General features: G+C 39.1%; 18 protein-coding genes. 9 read left to right on the top strand and 9 right to left on the bottom strand.

What is annotated here, in order from left to right; all coding sequences use genetic code 11:
* The first annotated feature begins 309 nt into the window (after window positions 1-309).
* The 6 genes from BP549_RS11335 to porB all read left to right on the top strand — a co-directional run bounded on the left by BP549_RS11335 (window position 310) and on the right by porB (window position 5,678).
* Window positions 310-867 carry a signal peptidase I gene (locus BP549_RS11335; protein ID WP_292376747.1) on the top strand — a complete coding sequence of 186 codons (558 nt, stop codon included), beginning with the start codon at window positions 310-312 and terminating at the stop codon, window positions 865-867.
* Between the two features lie 297 nt (window positions 868-1,164).
* The gene (gene dusB / locus BP549_RS11330; protein WP_292376746.1) at window positions 1,165-2,124 is read left to right on the top strand and encodes a tRNA dihydrouridine synthase DusB; all 960 of its coding nucleotides are present in this window, start codon (window positions 1,165-1,167) and stop codon (window positions 2,122-2,124) included.
* Window positions 2,125-2,705: 581 nt separating this feature from the next.
* A complete protein-coding gene (locus BP549_RS11325; RefSeq protein ID WP_292376745.1) occupies window positions 2,706-3,254 on the top strand; it encodes a pyruvate ferredoxin oxidoreductase subunit gamma in 549 nt (182 codons plus the stop codon).
* A 41-nt stretch (window positions 3,255-3,295) separates the two neighbouring features.
* Complete coding sequence (gene porD, locus BP549_RS11320) at window positions 3,296-3,583, top strand: pyruvate synthase subunit PorD (RefSeq protein ID WP_292376802.1); 288 nt, start codon at window positions 3,296-3,298, stop codon at window positions 3,581-3,583.
* Window positions 3,583-4,791, top strand: coding sequence for a pyruvate synthase subunit PorA (gene porA, locus BP549_RS11315; RefSeq protein WP_292380651.1), 1,209 nt, complete (start codon window positions 3,583-3,585; stop codon window positions 4,789-4,791). The genes porD and porA overlap by 1 nt, the downstream gene beginning before the upstream one ends.
* A complete protein-coding gene (gene porB, locus BP549_RS11310) occupies window positions 4,788-5,678 on the top strand; it encodes a pyruvate synthase subunit PorB (protein ID WP_292380649.1) in 891 nt (296 codons plus the stop codon). The genes porA and porB overlap by 4 nt, the downstream gene beginning before the upstream one ends.
* 772 nt (window positions 5,679-6,450) lie before the next feature.
* On the opposite strand, the gene BP549_RS11305 is transcribed toward porB, so the two are convergent.
* From BP549_RS11305 to BP549_RS11265, 9 genes are all read right to left on the bottom strand, one after another.
* Window positions 6,451-6,906: a hypothetical protein gene (locus BP549_RS11305; protein WP_292376801.1), complete on the bottom strand. Its 456-nt coding sequence runs from the start codon at window positions 6,904-6,906 to the stop codon at window positions 6,451-6,453.
* 514 nt (window positions 6,907-7,420) lie between these two features.
* Entirely contained in the window at window positions 7,421-8,245 is an 825-nt protein-coding gene (locus BP549_RS11300) for a metal ABC transporter permease (RefSeq protein ID WP_292376742.1), read from the bottom strand.
* Window positions 8,246-8,283: 38 nt separating this feature from the next.
* On the bottom strand, window positions 8,284-9,048 hold the full coding sequence (locus tag BP549_RS11295) for a metal ABC transporter ATP-binding protein (protein ID WP_292380646.1): 765 nt from the start codon (window positions 9,046-9,048) through the stop codon (window positions 8,284-8,286).
* Window positions 9,049-9,158: 110 nt separating this feature from the next.
* Complete coding sequence (locus BP549_RS11290) at window positions 9,159-10,163, bottom strand: metal ABC transporter solute-binding protein, Zn/Mn family (RefSeq protein ID WP_292380644.1); 1,005 nt, start codon at window positions 10,161-10,163, stop codon at window positions 9,159-9,161.
* Between the two features lie 348 nt (window positions 10,164-10,511).
* A complete protein-coding gene (locus BP549_RS11285) occupies window positions 10,512-10,973 on the bottom strand; it encodes a metal-dependent transcriptional regulator (protein ID WP_292376739.1) in 462 nt (153 codons plus the stop codon).
* Window positions 10,974-11,132: 159 nt separating this feature from the next.
* Window positions 11,133-12,449 (bottom strand): GntP family permease, encoded by a 1,317-nt coding sequence (locus tag BP549_RS11280; RefSeq protein ID WP_292380641.1) that lies wholly within the window; start codon window positions 12,447-12,449, stop codon window positions 11,133-11,135.
* A gap of 243 nt (window positions 12,450-12,692) precedes the next feature.
* Window positions 12,693-13,214 carry a chemotaxis protein CheW gene (locus BP549_RS11275; RefSeq protein ID WP_292376737.1) on the bottom strand — a complete coding sequence of 174 codons (522 nt, stop codon included), beginning with the start codon at window positions 13,212-13,214 and terminating at the stop codon, window positions 12,693-12,695.
* Between the two features lie 28 nt (window positions 13,215-13,242).
* Window positions 13,243-15,312, bottom strand: coding sequence for a methyl-accepting chemotaxis protein (locus BP549_RS11270; protein WP_292380639.1), 2,070 nt, complete (start codon window positions 15,310-15,312; stop codon window positions 13,243-13,245).
* A gap of 303 nt (window positions 15,313-15,615) precedes the next feature.
* A complete protein-coding gene (locus BP549_RS11265) occupies window positions 15,616-15,990 on the bottom strand; it encodes a response regulator (protein ID WP_292376735.1) in 375 nt (124 codons plus the stop codon).
* An 889-nt stretch (window positions 15,991-16,879) separates the two neighbouring features.
* Between BP549_RS11265 and BP549_RS11260 the strand changes: the two genes are divergently transcribed.
* The 3 genes from BP549_RS11260 to BP549_RS11250 all read left to right on the top strand — a co-directional run bounded on the left by BP549_RS11260 (window position 16,880) and on the right by BP549_RS11250 (window position 20,332).
* The gene (locus tag BP549_RS11260; protein WP_292376734.1) at window positions 16,880-17,245 is read left to right on the top strand and encodes a response regulator; all 366 of its coding nucleotides are present in this window, start codon (window positions 16,880-16,882) and stop codon (window positions 17,243-17,245) included.
* Between the two features lie 328 nt (window positions 17,246-17,573).
* Complete coding sequence (locus BP549_RS11255; protein WP_292380636.1) at window positions 17,574-19,307, top strand: chemotaxis protein CheA; 1,734 nt, start codon at window positions 17,574-17,576, stop codon at window positions 19,305-19,307.
* A 59-nt stretch (window positions 19,308-19,366) separates the two neighbouring features.
* Window positions 19,367-20,332 (top strand): CheR family methyltransferase, encoded by a 966-nt coding sequence (locus BP549_RS11250; RefSeq protein ID WP_292380633.1) that lies wholly within the window; start codon window positions 19,367-19,369, stop codon window positions 20,330-20,332.
* Window positions 20,333-20,692: the final 360 nt, after the last annotated feature.

Raw genomic sequence — 20,692 nt, 5'->3', positions numbered from 1 at the left:
AGAATCAATTCAAAAGAGTCAGTTCAAAACTAATATAGATAAAGATAAGGTCTTCAATAAATCTAATTAAAAGGCTTAATAAATCAATTTTTGACTAACTTATATAAGTCAGAAAAGTAGAATGTATGGCTGAAATAGTTCTGCGGCTGCATATAGTCTTAAAATCGTATTAATCCTTGGGTCATAATAAATCCAACCAGATAAGATTTTAAATCCAACCAGATAAGATTTCAGTCGGACAGAGTAGGATAGAATATAACGCAGCACCTAGCACCTAAAAGAATAAAATCAAAAGAATAAAGGCTTAACATGAGCGAGATTAATAAGGAAAACAGTGTCCAGGAACAGGAAAAACCCTGGGTTTCCCTTGGGAAGGATTTGCTGTCTGTTGTAGCTGTCGTGATCATTTTCATGGTCCTTTCCAAGCTGGCATTCGGACTCTGGACTCCTATGGTTGCGGTGGAGTCGGGGAGTATGGAACCGCATATGCAAGTAGGAGATATTATCTTCATCAAAAGCGCCGACAGAGTGGACATTACCACAAATGAGGAAGGAAAAAATACAGACTATAAGTCTTTTTCAGATTATGGAGATGTGATTCTTTACCGCCCATATGGAGAGGAAGGAGTGACTCCAATAATTCATAGGGCTATGTACAGAGTAGAAGCTGGAGAGCCTATGTGGGAGAACGGCCCAGTTGCTCCGTATTCCGGTTATATTACCAAAGGAGACAATGTTATAACCAACACTCACTATGACCAAGAAGGACAGATAAGCTATAATATGCCTGTAAAAGACGAATGGATTATAGGAACCGCACAGTACAGGATTCCTTATCTGGGATATGTCAGACTGATCTTCTCATGAGCAAGGTCTATATCCACAACTTATCTTTTTAAGCTCTGAACCAGTTTGTAAAGAAACGGGTTCAAACACTTGTTCTTTAAAGCTTTGGTTTCCTAGTTTATCCTTTTTATTTCTGGTTGATGCTTTTAACCATAAAAAACTTCAAGAAATAACAGGAAATATCACAATAAGACTACAGTCTTTGAAGGCAAAACAATTCCAAAACAGATAAATAAAGGTAAGAAATGAAAAAAACCGTTAGAATAATAATTAAGAAACAATAAAAAACAGAAAAATCAATAAAAAACATTCGGAAAAATGAAACTGAATAAATTAAAAATCGGCAAAACCGAAACCCCTGGAAATCTTCTTCTTGCACCTATGGCAGATGTGACAAATCTGGCTTTTAGGCTGCTCTGCAGGCAGAATGGAGCTGACCTTACCTATACCGAGATGATCAGCGCAGATGCCTTGCTCAACGAAAACCGAAAATCTCTTCTCAAAGGTATCTGTTCCCCTAAAGACCGACCTTTCGGAGTTCAGCTTGTAGGAAGTTCTCCTGAGAAATTGAGGGAAGCTGCACTCTTTATTGAAGAGGAGTACAGTCCTGAGATTATCGACGTGAATATGGGCTGCCCTGCGCAGCGCATTACGGGAACAGGATGTGGCTCGGCTCTTCTCAATTCCCAGAAACTTGTATACGAAATAATCTCAGAGCTAACCGATGTGCTGAAGACTCCTGTAACTGTAAAGATCCGAATTCTGAAGAGGGATGAAAAAACCCTTGAGATTGCGCGCCTGATCGAAAAAGCTGGAGCTTCGGCCTTGACCGTACATGGCAGGAGAGCAGAGCAGATGTACTCCGGAAGTTCGAACCTTACAGTGATCCGAGCCGTCAAACATGAAATTTCCATTCCAGTGATTGCAAACGGGGATATAAGGGATGAGGAGTCTGCCGAAGCTACCCTTGATTTTACAGGCTGTGACGGGCTTATGATAGGGCGCGCAGCAATGGGAAATCCCTTTATTTTTAAAAGGATAAGGCACTATCTGGAAACCGGGGAAAAGCTGGAATTTGACAGGCAGGCACGGCAGTTGAAGAACTTTGAGAACTATATCGCCTTACTTGAAGAATATAATCTTTACACATCTACAAATCTAAGAATGCACGCTCACTGGTTTACAAAAGGGCTGCGTGGCTCGCGGCAGATTAGGGAAAAGATTAATAATCTGAAAGATGGAAAGGCGATGATTGAGTTAATAAAGGATTCCTATTAGGAGAAATATTAAAATATTCCATATTTTTTAAAAGATCTTTGTTTACGGCCAATGTGTGACAAAACGTGAACAAGAGACAGGTTAACCTGGAGAATAACAAATATAATACGTTTAAAAAAATAATTAAAGATTAGAAATATATATAATAATTTCTTTTAATTCACCGAAAGCCTAATAATATTCTACACTATTATCCATGAACTATCAGGCACAAAACAGCGTGAACCCAGAATTGAAAATAAATCTTTCGATATTAATTATAACTCAATGGTATGAAAGAGATCCAGGTTAACAATTTGCCATTTAGGTTTTGGATCCCTGAAGTACATATACATTTTATATTTATTTTATATCGTAGTAGTGCCTGAAGAAAGAGTCAGACGCTGATTGATACCTATTATGTCTGACAAATTAGTAAATTGGATAACATTAGGTTGATTCGATTAGTATTCTATTAGATTCGATTAATAGCAGTATGCCAGACAGCTAATTAAGACTTGTCAAACAGACTGCCGAGAACAGCAAAAATACAGAAAAATTAGAAAAACGATAGATAAAATCTCATTAAAAGGAGAATCCAGATGAAGGAAATCAGAATACACGGTCGAGGAGGCCAGGGTTCTGTTACCGCGGCTGAATTGCTTTCAGTTGCAGCTTTTGAAGATGGAAAGTTCAGCCAGGCTTTTCCCGCTTTTGGGGTAGAGCGTAGAGGTGCCCCAGTCCAGGCATTCACGAGGATTAGCAATAATCCTATAAGGCTACGAAGCCAGATTTACACTCCGGATTATGTTATCGTCCAAGACGCAACCCTGCTCGAAACTGTTGATGTTGCAAGCGGGATAAAGGATGATGGGATAATTATTGTTAACACAACTGAAAAGCCGGAAAGCCTGAAACTAGATACAAAAGCTAAGGTCATGACCGTGGATGCTACGAAGGTGGCAATGGATATTATAGGAGTTCCCATTGTAAACACCGTCCTTCTTGGTGCCTTTGCGGGTGCAACTGGAGAAATCAATGTTGAGTCAATCCAGCATGCAATAAAGGCTCGTTTTCCAGGAAAGGTTGGAGAAAAGAATGCAAATGCAATTCAGAAGGCCTACAAGCTTATAAAGGGGGAAGAAGCGTGAGTAACGGATCCGAACAAGACCGCAAGATACGACCCGAAGTTCTGAAAAATGAAGAGGAAGAGGAAGGTTTAAACATTTCACGCTGCAGAGTTTGTAAACCTGGGTCTACCCTTAAAAACAAAACCGGAGGCTGGAGAAACTTCCGTCCTGTTTATATTTACGAAAAATGTACCAAGTGCGGCATCTGCGAAATTGTCTGCCCTGATATGTCTGTCAAACCCAGGGAAGACGGCTTTTTTGAATATGATTATGATTACTGCAAAGGCTGCGGAATTTGTGCAAATGAGTGCCCTGCAGATGCAATTGAAATGATTCTGGAGGAGAAATAATGATTAATCCAGCTTACAAGAAAAAAATGGTCGTTGTGGAAGGTTCCTATGCTGTGGCCCATGCTGCAAAGGTCTGCCGTCCAAATGTTATTTCAGCCTATCCGATTACTCCCCAGACACATATTGTTGAAGATCTGTCACAGTTTATAGCAGACGGTGAAATCCCCAACTGCGAGTATATTAATGTGGAAGCCGAGTTCTCGGCAATTTCTGCCCTCATAGGAGCATCAGCAGTAGGCGCAAGAACCTATTCAGCCACAACTTCTCAGGGACTTCTGCTCATGCATGAAGCACTTTTTAACACTTCAGGCATGAGGCTTCCGGTTGTAATGACAGTGGCAAATAGAGCAATTAGTGCTCCAATCAACATCTGGAACGATCACCAGGATGCGATTGCGCAGAGGGATACAGGCTGGATCCAGCTCTATGTAGAGGATGTTCAGGAAGCATGTGACACTCTACCCCAGCTCTATAAAATCGCAGAAGACAATGAGATAATGGTTCCAGGTATGGTCTGCATGGATGGTTTTATCCTGTCTCATGTTTACGAGCCTGTGGTCCTACTTGAACAGGAATTAACCGACAATTTCCTTCCGCCTTTCCAGCCCGATGATATCCTCGACCCTGAAGATCCCAAGACCTTCGGAGCCTTTGCAGCCCCAGATACTTATGAAGAGTTCAGATATCTCCATGAGCAGGCAATGCAGAAAGCTCTTCCGAAAATCGAGGCCGTTGCAAAGGAGTTTGAAGAAGTCTTTGGTAGATACCACGGAGGACTTATTGACGGATACATGCTTGATGATGCCGAGATTATTATCATGTCTATGGGCTCTATTCTGGGCACTGTCAAGGATGTTGTTGACGAGTACAGAGCAAAAGGAGAAAAGATCGGTGTCTTAAAGGTCAGATCCTTCAGGCCTTTCCCGAAGGAACAGATCTGCGAAGCTGTTAAGAATGCTCATGCCGTCGTCGTACTCGATAAGAATATTTCCATAGGGACAAACGAAGGAGCGCTTTTTACAGAAACCAAGTCCTGCCTCTACAATAGTAAAGTCCGTGTACCTGTAATTGGCTATACTATAGGGCACGGAGGCCGTGACATTCGCGTGGAAAGTATTGCAAAGGTTATAGAAAAAACCAAAAAAGTTGCAAAGTCCGGAATCACGGTTGAAAGCCAGTTTCTGGATCTTAAGGAGGAGTTGCTATGAGTAAAACTGCACCAAAAACATATATCACATCCGGGCACAGCGGCTGTGCAGGTTGCTGTGATGCCTTTGCTGCAAAATTCACACTCATGGGCGCAGGCCCAAATACAATTGTGGTTAACCCGACAGGCTGTCTTGAAGTGATGTCCACGCCTTTCCCGTATTCCTCCTGGCAGGTTCCCTGGATCCACTCCCTTTTTGAAAATGCAGGCGCAGTGGCTTCAGGTGTGGAAGCTGCTTTGAAGGCTCTTGGCAAAAAGGATGATATCAAGATTGTGGCAATCGGGGGAGACGGTTCTACTATGGATATAGGACTCGGTTCCCTTTCGGGCGCATTCGAGAGAGGCCACGACTTCACATATGTCTGTATGGACAACGAAGCTTATATGAATACCGGAATCCAACGCAGCAGTGGAACTCCTTTCGATGCAAGCACAACTACCACTCCACCCGGAAAAGTCTCCTTTGGAAACCCGCGCCCCAAGAAGAACATGCCTGCTATTATGGCAGCTCATGGCTCTCCTTACGTTGCAACAACTTCAATAGGCTTCCCAAGAGATATGATGCGTAAAGTCAAGAAAGCCACTGAAATCGTGGGCCCAACTTATATACATTCTCACTGTCCCTGTACAACAGGCTGGGGCTTTGATACCTCCAAGACCCTGGAAATCGCCAAACTCGCAGTAGAAACCTGCCTCTGGCCAATGTACGAAATGGAATACGGGGAAATTACCCAGGTCAGGAAGGTTAAGGACCCCAAACCAGTTGAGGAATACCTGAGGACCCAGAAAAGGTTCAAACACCTCTTCACTATGGAAGGCGGTGACGAAGAAATCAAGAAGATCCAGGCTACTGCAGACTGGAACATAAAGCACTTTGGACTTCAGTAAAAACTGAAGTTCTGCTTTTTTATTTTACTTTTATTTTTTAGTGAGCTCATCTCAAAACCCATTTTCATTCTCAATTATCAGAATTATCCTGGATTACTTTCATGATTTGAAGCTCGATTGATCACTTAAAATGTGGAAACCGAAGAAGCAAATTTTAAGTTTTGGGATAGGCTCGAAAACTAAAGTGAAAAGTAGCAAAATTAGAGTCTAAAGCTGGCTATGTGCATTAACATGGATTATATAAAAGTTCTCTGAATGAATTGAAATTTTACTGTGGATATTATATAGTCAACTTAGCGTCTTAAAAACTGAAAAAGCAATTTATGCAAAATAAGAAAGAATAAGACTATGAATAGGCTTCTCATTAAGTGTGATTAGGCATCTGTTTTTAATGCCGTTTTTTAAGAACCGTTTTTTAAGAACCGTTTTTCAAAGACACCGTTTTTCAAAGACACCGTTTTTCAAAGACACCGTTTTTCACAGATGCCTGGCAATTCAGATATCTTTTGATTATATAAAATTACGGATGTACTGAAAATTAAATATAAAATTCTGGAAGTACCGTAATATATAAAATAAGTTTATATATAAACAAGGAAAGAAAATTTTCTTTTCTATATTTGATTGAGCCTGGAAGTATCCTTGATTTTCAAATTGTTAGAATTACTCGAATTAGAATTATCGAGATATTAAAAAGACATAAGAATGGAATCCTGGCTTTAAATCTGAATTAAAAAAGAAATTTTATTGAAAAAAGTAAGTTACTGAATGATTACAGATCAACTAACGGCAACTGTCTTCTCAGGTCAGGCAAATAGCCTTCTCTGTGCAGAGCTATTTTATAATCACTTATTGTTCTGCATAATTTGTTAGTATATTTTATACAGTCTGTACCAACATTTCCCTTGAACAGCACCTTTTCAGTTTTCTCAATAAATTCGGGGTAGGTAAATAACAGTTCTTCTTTAGTGTGCAGGAACAGAGCTGTAAAGTCCCTGTGAATGCCCATGCTTCTTTTCAGCAATTCAACATTCAGGTGGTCCTCAGACAGAAAGGGGTTGAATTTCACAAAGGTGTGAAAATCTGCAATATTCTGATTTAATGAGTTCAGGATTGAATACAGAACATTATCGGTCTCCGGAAGGGGGATATCCGGAAGATCGAGGTATTCTCCAGCGAAAGTTTCATTTTCTTTTATATTTTGATCCCGGGTTGTATCACGGTTCATTTTTATCATCCTGATTGCGGTATTTATTTTAATAAGTACAGTGGCTTCCATTTCATATGGCGGGTTCAGTCACTTGCTTTTATGTGGCTTTCAGATACACTTATGGATTGGCTTAGGATAGCTCCCAATAAATGCTTAGTTGCCAGCGTATCCGTTGCTTCCCCACTCGAAGCGGTTATACGCAAATGGGTTAGGTGCTTCAGACTCCGTTTTTCTTTATAAACCCAGCCTGAGAGATTTAGTCCTGGGATTCTATAAAATATAATAAATTAAACGATTAGGCTCTTGCATCTCACCATATATAAAATTATGTCTTAATAAAACCGAATAAATATAATTATAATTAATTACTATTCAATTTCACAAAAAAATATTTGAATGGTAATTAAAATAATGTTCAGAAGAGTTTTAGATAATTCTTGAGCGAGTGCAGGATGAATACTGAATTATTTCGGAAAAACTCCTGATAAGCCCGTGAAATATTTTCTATCTGTAAAAGAAGCTCAGGGTTCTTTTAAGCCCCGGAATTTCTTCTACTCTCGAGTATTTCCATCCCAAAAACTGCAAATCCGTACACAAGGCTCAATACTAAAATGATCGTTGCACCGGATGGGACATCCAGAGCATATGAAAGACCTATTCCAGTTACACTGATCACAGTTCCGAAAACTATGGAAATTAGCATCATCTTCTTCAGGTTATGGGTGAATTTGCGGCTCAGAGAAGCAGGAATGGTAAGAAGAGCTATTACAAGGATGATACCCACGACCTTGATGAGCACCACGATTGTCAGAGCAATGATACAGAGAAGGAAAAGGTAAAGCTTCTCAGTAGGAAGACCCTGCACGGTTGTGAATTCTTCGTCAAAACAGAGAGCAAGAAATTCCTTGTAAAAAAGATAAACTGCGCCTAATATTATTATATCAAGAACCAACATAAAGTAAAGATCAGAGCGAGGGACTGTTAAAATATTCCCAAATAGATAGGTCATAAGATCAGGAGCATAACCAGGAGTCAGATAGACAAAAATTATTCCAAGTGCCATTCCAAGAGACCAGAGTATACCTATAGCACTGTCTTCCGGGATTTTAGACTTCTTGCTAACAGTTCCCATAACAAGGGCCGAAAGCAGGCTGAAAGGAAGAATTCCGAACATGGGGTTGATTCCGAGGTAATAGCCCAAGCCAACACCTCCAAAGGAAGCGTGCGCTATCCCTCCACTTATAAAGACTATTTTTTTAACTACAACGTAGACTCCTATAATCCCGCAGGCTATGCTTGCAAGAACAGCGGCTGCCAGAGCATTCTGAATAAAACTGTATTGCAGAAAATCAAACATTTTTATTTCTCCATCTGTTTTTTAAACCAACCTTGAGTTCAGGAATTCTCCTCATGATTTTCCAGCACCCTGTGAGGGATTCCATGAGCAATTAGTTCAACAGGACACTGATAGGTAGCTTCCAGATCTTCAACCGGGATTTCTCTGGAGTTATGGTAATGAAAAGTGCGGTTTAGGCAGGCTATTTTGTCTACATAAACGGAAACTGCACTGAGGTCGTGAGTAACCATGACAACTGCCATTTCCTGCTTGAGCCTGTTCAACAGGCGATAAAGTTCATCCTGCATATGCGGATCAAGCCCGGAATTAGGTTCGTCCAAAAGCAGAAGTTTGGGATTCGTAGCAAGAGCTCGTGCAATAAAGACTCTCTGACGCTGCCCGCCCGAAAGCTGCCCGATCTGCCGATCTTTGTACTGGAACATTTCTACGGTCTTAAGGGCTTCTTCTGCAGCCTTTTTGTCTTCTTCTCTGTACTTTTTCAGAAAGCCCGTATGGCTGATCCTGCCTGTAAGCACAACTTCCCAAACACTAATAGGAAAGTCAAAATCAAAACCTCTGTATTGAGGGACATATCCTACAAGCTCTCTGCTTTTCTCTGGAGGTTTCCCAAAAAGCTTCACACTTCCCCTGTAAGGCTTCAGAAGCCCAAGAAGCACCTTGAGAAATGTAGTCTTTCCTCCCCCATTAGGTCCGATAATCCCAAGGAGTCCATTTGGCTCCTTTAATTCAAAATTGATTGCTTCAAGAATAGTCTGGGTTCCGTAACGAACCCAGACATCTTTCAGTTCTATAACCTTCTCCATTGCCTTCCCTTCATAATATCGTTTTTATCTCGAATTACGGTCTTTCGATACTTAGATACAAAACTTGAGTAATTGACTTTATCAGGACTCGAATGCTAATTTTACTGACTTCATACAAGGTTTCTGGCAAAAATATCGGATACATTATTCATATTTCCAATGTAATCCTTTGCAAGTGGGTCTACAGCTACAACCTCACCACCTATTTCTTCAGCTACGGATTGAGCACTTCGCGTGCTGAACTGGGGCTGGATAAAGATTACCTTGACCTGTTTCTCTTTTGAAAGGTCTATAAGTTTCGCCAGATCCTGAGCACTTGGTTCTTTTCCTTCAATTTCTACTGGAATCATTGTAAGGTTGTAATCCGCTGCGAAATAACCCCAGGAAGGATGATAGACCATGAAGCTTCTTTCCGTTTTTCCCTCAAGCTTTTCCCGAATCCTGGCATCCAAAGCGTCCAGCTCTTCAAGGTAAGCGTCCCTGTTCTGAGTATAGTACTCTTTGTTTTCAGGATCGATTTTTACAAGTCCTTCGCAAATATTCTCGACCATTATCTTTGCATTTGCAGGAGATGTCCAGATATGGGAATCAAGCTCTTCGTGAATGCCGGTCTGAGTACTGTTATCAGATTTATTCTCATCCTCTTCAAGCTCTGCTGCGTGTTCTTCTGCTCCCTCTCCTTCACTATGGTCATGGGCAGCAAGTTCTTTAAGCTGAATTCCGTCAGAAGAATTTACTATGAGAGTTCCGCTGTTGATAGATTCGAATCTATCGATCCAGACTTTCTCAAAAGGCATATCAACGCCGACCGTAACATACATACGAGCTTCACTCACTTTTCCCATCTCTTTAGGAGAGGGCTCATAAGTGTGAGGGTCTGCTCCCGGAGGGATTATAAGAACGGTTTTCACTTTGTCTCCCCCCACTTTTTCTACAAACTCAGCCTGAGGAAGCACACTTACAGCTACGATTATAGGCTCATTCGGCCCTGCTACTTCAACTTTCTGTCCTGTATTTTCATTATTTTGGGAGTTACTTGGACCTGTACAGCCGCTGGCAAAAAGGCTCAGACCAACAGTCAAGAGCACTAATAGAGGTAGAATTTTCAGATTCATAATTGAGATCCCGCTTTCTTCACTTTCACTTTTTCTTGGCTCACGAATATATTTCTGAATGAGATAAGACCGATACCAAGGAGAATAAATTTGGTGTATACCCAAATTTTTGAATGATTCAGGGAATTTTTTGGCGTAAGTCCAAATTTATCTCGAAGCTCATTTCGGGCTTTATGCAATATTGATTTATCACTTAGTATTTCACTAGCGCCTCGTCAATATCTTGTTAGTACTTGATAGCGCTTGATTAGTGTCTCAGTTGGAACTTGATTAGCATTTTAGTTCTTTTTTGGTATTTCGTTTAGTATTTCGTTTAGTATTTCTTTTAATGCTTCACTTATGCTTCACTTATTCCGGCAATCGATGATGTGTTTCTTCATGCAGGCATTTTCCATGACTTATTTCTCCGCATACACCGAACATCGGGTGACCCATTGAGCTGCAGATTTTATCAACTGCATCCCTGGAAACAAAAGCCTCAAAGCGCGAAACTTCATCACAGGCTTCCTCCGACGAAAGACCATAATGGGTTAAAAGAAGACTGAGAATCCTGTGCCTTCGGATAAGAAATTGCGTATATGCCTTACCCAATTCCGTCAGATCCACTCCCCTGTAAGGAACGTGGTTTAGGTAGCCTGCATTTGCAAGCTCGTTTAAGGTCTTGCTCGTAGTTGAAGGGTCTACCTGCAGGCCTGAAGAGATCTCTGTAGTTCTTACAGTTCCTCCTTTTTCAAGAATGAACTTAAGATAATCTACCTTTCTCGGAGAGAGTTCAAGGCCTGTAAATTCAGGATAACTTTGCTCATTCATATATAGAAATATAAAAAACCGGTATTTATTGTTTGCCATATGCCAAATTATGGGGTTATAATTTTACTGTAGCAAAACTAGAAAAGAGGAAGCGCAGGAAAAATCTTGGAAATAACAGTTAAAACTCTCAGTAAGAGAAAAAATCAGTAAAGAAGAAACTCAGTAAAAGAAGATATGCACAGCAGATACCAGCAGAAAACTCACGATACCCATAAAGGCGCTCCCAAGGGTATTTGACCTGAAGACCTCAGAGGGTTCCAGTTCTGCAAGCTCTCCAAAAATCCAGAAGAAAGGATCATTGACATGGGAAATCAGAAAAGTGCCTGAAGCCATTGAAAGGATAACGATTTCCGGAGGAAGCCCCAGTTCAGGAATCAGAGGCAGTAAGAGAGAAGGTGCAATGAGCATGGTCACAATCCTTGATCCCTGTACGGTTTGAAGAGCTGCAGCAACGAGAAAAGGCACAAGGATATGAGGGAGGCTCAACTGCAAGAAAAACCTGCCAAGAGCCTCTCCTGCTCCTGTCATGGCAAGAGTAGCCCCAAGAGCGCCGCCTCCGCAGAGATCGAGAAGTACAACCCCACTTCTTCTTACAGCTTTTTCGACCAGCGTTCTCAGTACCAGAGATCCGAGCTTTCTGCCGGAAAAGATGGAGAGAAGAACTCCTATAAGGAGCGCAATGTTCGGATTTCCCAGAAACGTGAGCATAGGATGAGGATGTTCAAAGCTTGCCTGAAGGAGAATAAGAAGTAAAGGGATAAAAATTGGAGAATAAGCTTCGATTCTCCGGGGTTTTTCGGCAGGGTTATCATATATTTCTGAAGCTTTTTCCTGAACTTCGGCTGTCTTTTCTTTTATTCTATCCGAAAGGCCTGTAGTTTTAGACTTTTTTAAATTCCTAGAGTAGAGGTAACCTGCAAAGGAAGTGGGAACTGCGATAAGAAGCCCCAGAATAAAAAGCCTGTCCATATTAGCTGATAGCTCTTCTGCTGCCGAGATGACGACAGGAGAAGGATAGACAAGGTTAAATGAAGCAACAGCTCCTAGTGCAAGAGCTGTTGCAGTGGAAATAGAGGGGTTATCAAGTCTGGCAGCCAACTCTTTAGCTATTGGAACAAAGATAACATAGGCAAGAATGTAACACATTAGAGGAACAGAAAAAAGAAAGCCAAGGACATTAAGGGCAAGTAGAGGATTTCTGGAAAAACGTATAATATCAGAGGCTATTAAGGACATTCCTCCAGTTCCCTGGAGCAAAAGTCCGATAACACTTCCACAAGTAATAATAATAGCAAAACGAGAAAACACGCTGCCCAATCCCCCGGTTATTGCTTCGACCGTAGCCAGGGGCTCTCCTGCAAGGATTCCTGTAAAAACGGATACAAGGACAAGGCTGAGAAAAGGGTGCAACCTGAGTCTGGTTGTAAAAAATAAAATGCAGAGAAGGGCGAAAAGGAATATAACTACAGGATGCATACTTAAAACCTGATCGTGAGTTTTTAAATATTTGCTTCAACAGAGAATAACTGTTCAAGATTAAATATTTTTTTAAATATTCTTTTCGGGAGAAAACAGTTTAACGATTAAGCATTTTTTAGGGATAAGAAAATCCAGTAAGTTTAAACATTCTCTTTTGTAGAGGATAGTGCATTCAGTTAAATATCCTCTCCATTATTCTAGCTCCTTCCCTGCTCACTTCCAATTTTTGTGGAGGACAGTTTACTCAGTAAAAACATTCTCTTCAGGAGAAGATAACTCACTGAGTTCTTCGATTTCTTCTTCTCCAAGTACTCTTACAAGATTTAGTAGAATAAGAAGCCTGTTCCCTACTTTTCCTACGCCTGTTAAATATTCCGCATTTATTTTCGACTTGATCATCTCAGGGGGCGCTTGAATTGAAGAAAGGGGCAGGTTAATGACCTCCTTTACGGAATTTACAAGCATTCCAATAACTGTATCTTTGACTTCTACTATGATGATTCTGGATAGGCTGTCGGTCTCTTTCGAATTGAACTCAAGCCGCTTGTTAAGATCTATCACCACGAGGATCTTTCCCCGCAGGTTAATGAGCCCTTTTACACATTCCGGAGCCTGAGGAATACGGGTGATCCTAGGAACCGGAATAACTTCGGAGACCTGCATGATATCTACTCCGAACTCTTCACCTGAAAGCTCAAAGGTCACTAAACGTAAATTTTCTTCAGAAAGTCTTGAACCCTCATCTAATGTTTCTTCAAACATTTGAATTCCTCAAACTAACTCAGAGATTTTAACTTAAAGTGTTTTCTGATCCTTCTTTTGAGTCACCAAGTTTGAACTTCTCGGTTGCTTTTCTCATCCTTTCCCCAATTAAAGAAAGGTCACTTGCCATATTGGCAAGTTCTGACATTGAAGCACTCTGCTCTTCGAGAGATGCAGCCGTTTCCTGGGTTCCTGCGGCGGATTGTTCCGAAATTAAAGAAATATCCTCCAGAGTTGAAGTGATCTCTTCAATGGATGCAGACTGTTCTTCTGTAGCGGCTGCAACATCTTCTATCATATTTGTTATTTCATTGATTGTAGAAACAATCCCTGCAACCATTTCAACCGCGTTATTAACAGACAATGAACCGGCCTGCACATCTTTTCTACTGGCCTCTATACTTTCCACGGTTTCACTGATACTCCCTCTTATTTCATTGATTAGACTGGAAATATTATTAGCAGCATGACCGGATTCATCGGCAAGTTTTCGGACTTCATCAGCTACAACAGAGAAACCTCGACCATGTTCGCCAGCCCGAGCAGCCTCAATTGCAGCATTCAGCGCAAGCATATTTGTCTGGTCTGCAATCTTGGTAATAAGATTCACAATTTCATTAATTTGTTGAGATTTGGAATCCAGCTCCATAATTACTTTCTCAGTCTCATCAACGGAAGAATGAATAAGGTCCATTTTTAACAGAATCTCTCTTGAAGCATTTCCAATGCTATTGACATTACTATTAACAAGACTTGTGTTCTTAGAAACCTTCTGGGTATTCTCCGCAATTTCCTGGATATTATGTGTCATGTCCTGCATTGCGTGAGTGATATCCACTATCTTTGTACTCTGCACTTCGGTCCCGTTTGAAATTTCAGCCGCAGTGTCAGAAATTTTCCTTGAAGCAGAAGCCACTTCCTCAGAAGAAGCAGACATTTCTTCTGAAAGTGTAGAAAGGTGAACCGAACTTTCCTGAATTCCTTTTATAAGGCTACGAAGGTTTTCAACCATTAATTTAAAAGCTTGTGAGAGTTGAGAAATTTCGCTTCTTGAATTTCCTTTAATCTCAACATTAAGATCTCCTTTCGAAATTTTATCGGCTGCTTGGAGCAGTTCGTAGATGGGCTTTCTGTAGAGGTTCAGAATCACAAAAACAAGTAAGGCCCCAATAAGTATCGAAAGAAAGGTAACGAGAAAGATCTTATTTACAGAATTTTCTATCAAGATATCGAGCTGCTCTTTCTGGTCGGTACTGGCGGCTTCAGCATCTCCTTTAACCTTTGCAGCTATGGTTGCCATATTTTTCACATCAACCGCCTGTTTCTCTTTAAGACTTTTCAGGCGATCAAAGTCCCTCTGAATTTCTTTGGCGTTGGAGATTATTTCATTTCCGCGCTCAATGTTTTCAGGTTTCACTATCTGTTTATTTAAATTCTCAGTAACTATAATTATATTTTCCATAGACTGATCGAATTTTTCCGCATATTGACCATCAGGAGTGATTATATAATTTTGATATTCGCTTTGAGCTTCCATTGCAAGTATGCTAATTTTCTGAGCTTCCTGAGCATTGGATAACTTCTGCTGGAGAACTTCACCTGAAGAACCATTTTTTACATATTGTTGGTACTGAAGCATCTGGTCTTGATACATCTCATCTGCTTTCTGCAAAATAAGTTCACCGTTTGTGATAATATTGTTTCTCAGGGCAATCTCTTCATCGTTTGCTTTAACATAGCTGTCAAAACTTTCCTTGAATTCGTCAGAAGTTTCCAGAATAGAATCCATCCGATCCTGATTTACAGGATCAAGGTAGACAAGATATATTCCTTTGGATATAGCTGCTTGTGTGGGCACAAGATCAAGATGTTTATAAGTATCGTTTTTATAGACAGAATCACCATGAATAACGTAACTTTCCTGAGCTTCCAGGGCCCCCTGCATGTTATTCATGATAAAGGTCATATTTTGAATGGCTCGGCTTTTCTTTTCAACATCGTTCATTCCCTGATAGCCTGTATACCCAACAAAGAAAATCAAAACTAGAAGAAGAGCAAAGCCTATCATTACATGTCCTATTTTTGTATTTTTATACATCTTTTTCACCCTTGCCTCTAGCTTCTCCGTCTCTATACCTCTTCTATATGTATGGATTGTAACCTGTCAGTGGTACCCGCGAAGGAAAGTAGATTGGAGGAAACATTTCTATGGAGATTGCTTGATCTTCCCAACCAATAATTCAATACAGACTATTTAAGAGTTGATAAATTTTTTGATTTATTAAAAATAAGAAACTCAATAAAAAAAATTACACCCTGTATTTTTACTCTATAGTTTTCACCAGTCTCATTAGATATTTCTTTAATCAACTACCTTTTTGTCTCCACATATACTGTATCTTCAAGATTCCGCGGTTGTAAGAAAATTCTCGATATATGAGCCAAAATCTCCAAAGTTTATGGGTTTGGCAAGAACAGCATAACATCCGGCCTTAAGGAACTTTTCTTTACTTTCAGGATCAGAGTAACCTGTAACTGCGACTACCTTTATACTCCGGGTTTCAGGGTTAAGTTTGATTTTTTGAAGCAATTCAAGACCGTGCATTTTCGGAAGTTCCATATCAAGCAATATAAGATCAATATTTGTTTTATTGAGAATCTCTAGGGCTTCAAAACCGTTTTTCGCTTTCTTTGGATCATATCCAAAGGATTTAAGTAAGTCCATTTCGATTGTCAGATTAAGTAAATTATCTTCAACAATTAGAATTTCAGGCACTCAAATCTACTCCTAGGAGGCTGCTTGAAGATTTGTAAACAATATTTTTGTAAGCAGGATTCTGTCAAAGAAGTATTGAATAGCCAATCTTCTTGGGAAGATCTGAAATAGGAAAAACATAAAACAATTTCTTATTTTATTTTCAATCTTCAGCAAGTACATCTTAGATCTTCCTAAAACCAGGATCAAGAAGTCCTGAAAGCACTATTTTGTCTTTAACAAATGCCCCTACACCTACAAATTGTTCCAAGGTTAACTTTTCAATTTATTGAATAATATATGAAATTCGAGAGAATATAAATTTATTTGCTAAATTTAGAATAAGATTTTCAATATATAAATAACAGTAACAATAATTTATTTAAGTATGTGTGTCATTTTAGGTATTATTATCAGGAAAACTTGAAACTATTACCATAGAACACTAAAGCAAATAGAAAAACATTTTATACATTATTCAAATATTTATTACTGTTCTCCTCAAGTTTACAGATAAAATTAGAAATCGGCTGCAGAATGGGAAAGTGCTCAAAACTTTTGTAGATAATTTGTTAACGTCCCAGTTAGCAAGAACATTTAAATAAATATCTTGAACTCATAATTTTATAAAGGCAATTAAAAAATTTAATATAGAAAGCCCCGTATATATTTTTCTACATTATTGGGATATATTTGTCTCAACAAAAAACTTGCGCTGTTTACTTTTGTTAACCTTTAATGGCTTTCAAATTGAAGTCTTTTTATTCATATCATGAGTTTATGAAGAATACATAGGCAAGAGGCGAGATTCGGCATAGGTAGGAATAAGGTGTCGGAACATTCCAAAAAAGCTGGAGTGAAAATATTATCCGATATTGTCGCTTGTTCAAGAACGAAAGAAGGGAAATGCATGGCCAGAGTTATGATCGTGGACGATGTCGAATTTATGCGGATGATAATTAGAGATATTCTTCTGATGCACGGACATGAAGTGGTTGCTGAGGTCAGTGATGGAGAAGAGGCAATTCAGACATATATCGAAGTAAAGCCCGATATTGTGTTAATGGATATAATTATGCCAGACATGGACGGAAAAGAGGCACTGCAAAAACTTCTTATTATGGATCCTGAGGCAAAGATAGTAATGTGTTCTTCCCTTGGTCAGCAGGCTTTAATAACCGAATCAATGAAGATAGGCGCAATGGGCTTTATAGTAAAACCTTTTGAACCTGATGGAATGCTTGATGTAATAAGAAAAATTGCTGAGCCAAATTAGACCGATTGAAATCTACCGATAATTCAAGCCACTGCTAAATCAAACTGTGCTAAGTGGAGCTAATTAAATCAAGCTGCATCACATCATATTCTTGTTAGTAAAGTATTATTAGACAAATCCATTAAAATAAATTATACATCTAACAAAATGAGCTACTTTTTTGAACTAAAGAGGAAGTCTGATTTTAAAGCTAAAGGTTAACTCTTCATACTGATCTTTGCATTGAATTAGGGATTGAGTCGGCATTAAACCAGAAGTATTGTGATTAAATCATAAGTCGGGATTTAACCAAATATCGGGACTAAACTAAAGAAAGGCAGGGAAAATAATGGATATGTCAAAATATATGGGCATTTTCAGGGCAGAGTCTGAGAAATACATCAAAGAGTTGAGCGATTCCCTGCTAGCGCTTGAGAATGATCCTGAAAATACGGAACAGATGAACACGTTATTTCGTGCAGCTCATACATTCAAAGGCATGGCTGCAACTATGGGGTTTAAACAGATTGTAGAGTTAACGCATGAAATGGAGAGTTTGATAGACAGGCTGCGCACACGGCAAGTTGTACTTAATTCTTCTTTGATCGACGTTCTTTTCGTATGTGTGGATACCCTTGAGGGGCTTGTAGAAAGTGTCTGTGAGGGAGAGGGAAATGAGCCCGGAAAAAGAGAAAAAGGCGCATCTAATAAATACGAATCTTATCTTGACGTCAGTGAAGTGCTAAAAACCTTAAGGAAAATAAATGAATCTCCTGAAAAAGCATCCATTAAAAAAGTTGAAGATAACTGCCTGTCTGCAAAAAGTGAAATTGAAGATAAAGAAATTAATAGAATAAATAAAGCCACGAAAGAAGTTTATCGGCCAGAAAAAGAAGAAAAAACCCTAGTACCTCCAAAACCGGTCCCTAAAGTAAAAACTATTCAGAGCTCAAGAATCAGTAATGAACAGCTGGATAAATTGATGAATCTTGTGGGTGAGATCGTAATCAACCGAAGTAGAATAAATGAGCTTACCTGCAACCTGAAATCCAAGGAACTTGAGGCTGCACTTTCAGATTTATATAAACTAACAAGAGAACTGCAAAATGAAGTGATAGAGGCAAGAATGGTGCCTCTGGACCATATCACCTATGTTTATCCAAGAATGGTAAGAGATCTTGCACGCGTACAAAATAAAAAAATTGATTTTATAATCAAAGGAAAAGAAATCAAGCTTGATAGAACTATTCTTGAAGAAATCAGTGATTCCCTGGTACACTTGTTAAGAAATGCAGTAGATCACGGAATCGAAACTCCGGAGAGGCGTGTGGAACTTGGAAAAAAAGAGAATGGCACTGTACTGGTTACAGCTTCAAGACAGGAAAATTTTGCCCTTATAAAAATAGAAGATGACGGATGTGGAATAGATACTAACGAAATCCGAAAAGTTGCATTAAAGAAAGGAATTATCTCAAGAGAAAGTGCAGAGCAACTCCAGGAAATGGAGGCAATGCAGCTGATTTTTGCTCTCGGTCTCAGTACCTCTGACAGCATTACCGATATATCCGGAAGGGGAATCGGAATGAATGTCGTAAAAAACAGAGTTGAGCGCCTTGGAGGATCTGTAAAAGTTGAGTCAAAGCCCGGATTTGGCTCCATGTTCGAATTGAAACTGCCCCTAACCATTGCGGTTTATCAGTCCATGCTGATAAGAGTAGGAAATGAAAAATATGCAATTCCTTTTACAAGCATAGTTAAAAATATAGAAGTCAGCTCGCAGGAAATCAAGCATATTAAGGGGCAGGAAGTCGTTTTAATAGATAATAAAATTCTTCCGCTTTTTAGATTGAGAAGGCAGTTTCAGCTATCTGATCAGGGCGACGAGAACAATAATTTTGTAGTCGTAGTTGAAAAATATAACCAATATATTGGAATAGTTGTGGATGAACTGCTTGGAAAACAAGAAGTAATAGTAAAAAGCTTCAAAAGCAAGCTTCTTGATAATACCAGAGGATTTGCAGGAGCGACAATTCTGGGTGATGGAAACGTTATATTAATTATTGATGTTAACTCCCTGATTTAAAATACTTAAAAAGCTTTAATGGTGGTAAAAATCCTTAATAAAGTGCTTGCGGTGAAGAAATGGGTAACGATCCAGTTAGAAAAGCAAGCGATAATGGAAAAAATAAAGAGGCAAATAGAAAAATAAATAAATATATAGATAAAGAAGCAAAAAAAGGTCGAAATCTGGAGGAAGATCCGGACTTCGAGCTGTTAAAGAAAGTTATTAGTGGAAACACTGGCTTTAACTGTGAACATTATAAAGAAGCCCATTTCAAGCGTAGAATTAACATACGCGTTCGAGCTACTAATTCCGAGAGTTATGGAGCATACTTAAAACTTCTGAAGAAAGACCCGCAGGAATATGAATTTCTTATTGACAACCTTACCGTAAATGTCAGTGAATTTTTCCGAAATCCCGAAACCTTCAGGACAATTGAAAAAGAAGTCATTCCTTCCATTGTTAAATACAGATCAGGATCATTAATCCGATCAATTCGCATATGGAGTGCGGGTTGTGCAGCAGGAGAAGAGGCCTATTCCTTTGCTATTCTTCTCCATAGGGCCCTGAAAACCGATTTTAATAAGTATAGAATAAGAATTATAGGTACGGATATTGATGCTCAAAGTCTGGAAAAAGCCAGAAAAGGCATTTACAGTGAAAATTCACTTAAAAATCTTGACCCAGGTACAAAAGAGCGTTATTTCTTGAAACAGGAAGATAAATATCAAGTAATAGATGAGTTGAAGAGCATAGCTCAATTTAAACATCAGGACCTGATTTCGAGCTCGAAAATCGAGTTTTTTGATCTTATTGTCTGTCGAAACGTAATGATATATTTTAAAAAGAATATTCAGGAACAATTACAGCTTAATTTCTACAAAGCCCTCGAAAAACGAGGATATTTTATAATAGGAAAGTCCGAAACAGTTCTTGGGGCTGCATCAAATCTTTTCAGACCTTACAATACAAGAGAGCGTCTGTACATAAAAGAAAGCTCAAGGGATAATTATGGAAAAGATCAAGAACCTAAGGGATTTAAGTGAATACGAATATGGGGGCTTTGAAAGAGCTCGAAAAAAATCGGAATAGGGAATTCAGCAATCTCCCTCTATAAGTATAGGGTCCTCAAAAAAATGATTCGTTTTTCAAGGGTTAATAAGCCTTATCTCGTGAATTGTATGTGGCGTTAGTGCTCCCTCAATAAAATTACAGATGATAAAAAGTTTATTTCCCATTAAAGAAATTAAATATCCTTAACTTCCATTTTAAGGTTTTCTTAGCCCTTATTTTCAACATTTAATTTTGTAAAACGGAAAACGGAGTCTATTGCCACAATTTCAAAAAATATGATTTGTCAAAAAATAAAGCTCTAATCCTCTCCATCTATTATTTTTAGAGTTTAA

This window comes from Methanosarcina sp. UBA289, from assembly GCA_002496565.1.
GTDB lineage: Archaea > Halobacteriota > Methanosarcinia > Methanosarcinales > Methanosarcinaceae > Methanosarcina.
This window is presented reverse-complemented; position numbering and strand designations above follow the sequence as displayed.

Excerpts from the sequence above, each read along its gene's own strand:
- BP549_RS11335 (WP_292376747.1), top strand. The coding sequence starts at position 310 with ATGAGCGAGATTAATAAGGAAAACAGTGTCCAGGAACAGGAAAAACCC.
- dusB (WP_292376746.1), top strand. The coding sequence starts at position 1,165 with ATGAAACTGAATAAATTAAAAATCGGCAAAACCGAAACCCCTGGAAAT.
- BP549_RS11325 (WP_292376745.1), top strand. The coding sequence starts at position 2,706 with ATGAAGGAAATCAGAATACACGGTCGAGGAGGCCAGGGTTCTGTTACC.
- porA (WP_292380651.1), top strand. The coding sequence starts at position 3,583 with ATGATTAATCCAGCTTACAAGAAAAAAATGGTCGTTGTGGAAGGTTCC.
- porB (WP_292380649.1), top strand. The coding sequence starts at position 4,788 with ATGAGTAAAACTGCACCAAAAACATATATCACATCCGGGCACAGCGGC.
- BP549_RS11305 (WP_292376801.1), bottom strand. The coding sequence starts at position 6,906 with ATGAACCGTGATACAACCCGGGATCAAAATATAAAAGAAAATGAAACT.
- BP549_RS11300 (WP_292376742.1), bottom strand. The coding sequence starts at position 8,245 with ATGTTTGATTTTCTGCAATACAGTTTTATTCAGAATGCTCTGGCAGCC.
- BP549_RS11295 (WP_292380646.1), bottom strand. The coding sequence starts at position 9,048 with ATGGAGAAGGTTATAGAACTGAAAGATGTCTGGGTTCGTTACGGAACC.
- BP549_RS11290 (WP_292380644.1), bottom strand. The coding sequence starts at position 10,163 with ATGAATCTGAAAATTCTACCTCTATTAGTGCTCTTGACTGTTGGTCTG.
- BP549_RS11285 (WP_292376739.1), bottom strand. The coding sequence starts at position 10,973 with ATGAATGAGCAAAGTTATCCTGAATTTACAGGCCTTGAACTCTCTCCG.
- BP549_RS11280 (WP_292380641.1), bottom strand. The coding sequence starts at position 12,449 with ATGCATCCTGTAGTTATATTCCTTTTCGCCCTTCTCTGCATTTTATTT.
- BP549_RS11275 (WP_292376737.1), bottom strand. The coding sequence starts at position 13,214 with ATGTTTGAAGAAACATTAGATGAGGGTTCAAGACTTTCTGAAGAAAAT.
- BP549_RS11270 (WP_292380639.1), bottom strand. The coding sequence starts at position 15,312 with ATGTATAAAAATACAAAAATAGGACATGTAATGATAGGCTTTGCTCTT.
- BP549_RS11260 (WP_292376734.1), top strand. The coding sequence starts at position 16,880 with ATGGCCAGAGTTATGATCGTGGACGATGTCGAATTTATGCGGATGATA.
- BP549_RS11255 (WP_292380636.1), top strand. The coding sequence starts at position 17,574 with ATGGATATGTCAAAATATATGGGCATTTTCAGGGCAGAGTCTGAGAAA.
- BP549_RS11250 (WP_292380633.1), top strand. The coding sequence starts at position 19,367 with ATGGGTAACGATCCAGTTAGAAAAGCAAGCGATAATGGAAAAAATAAA.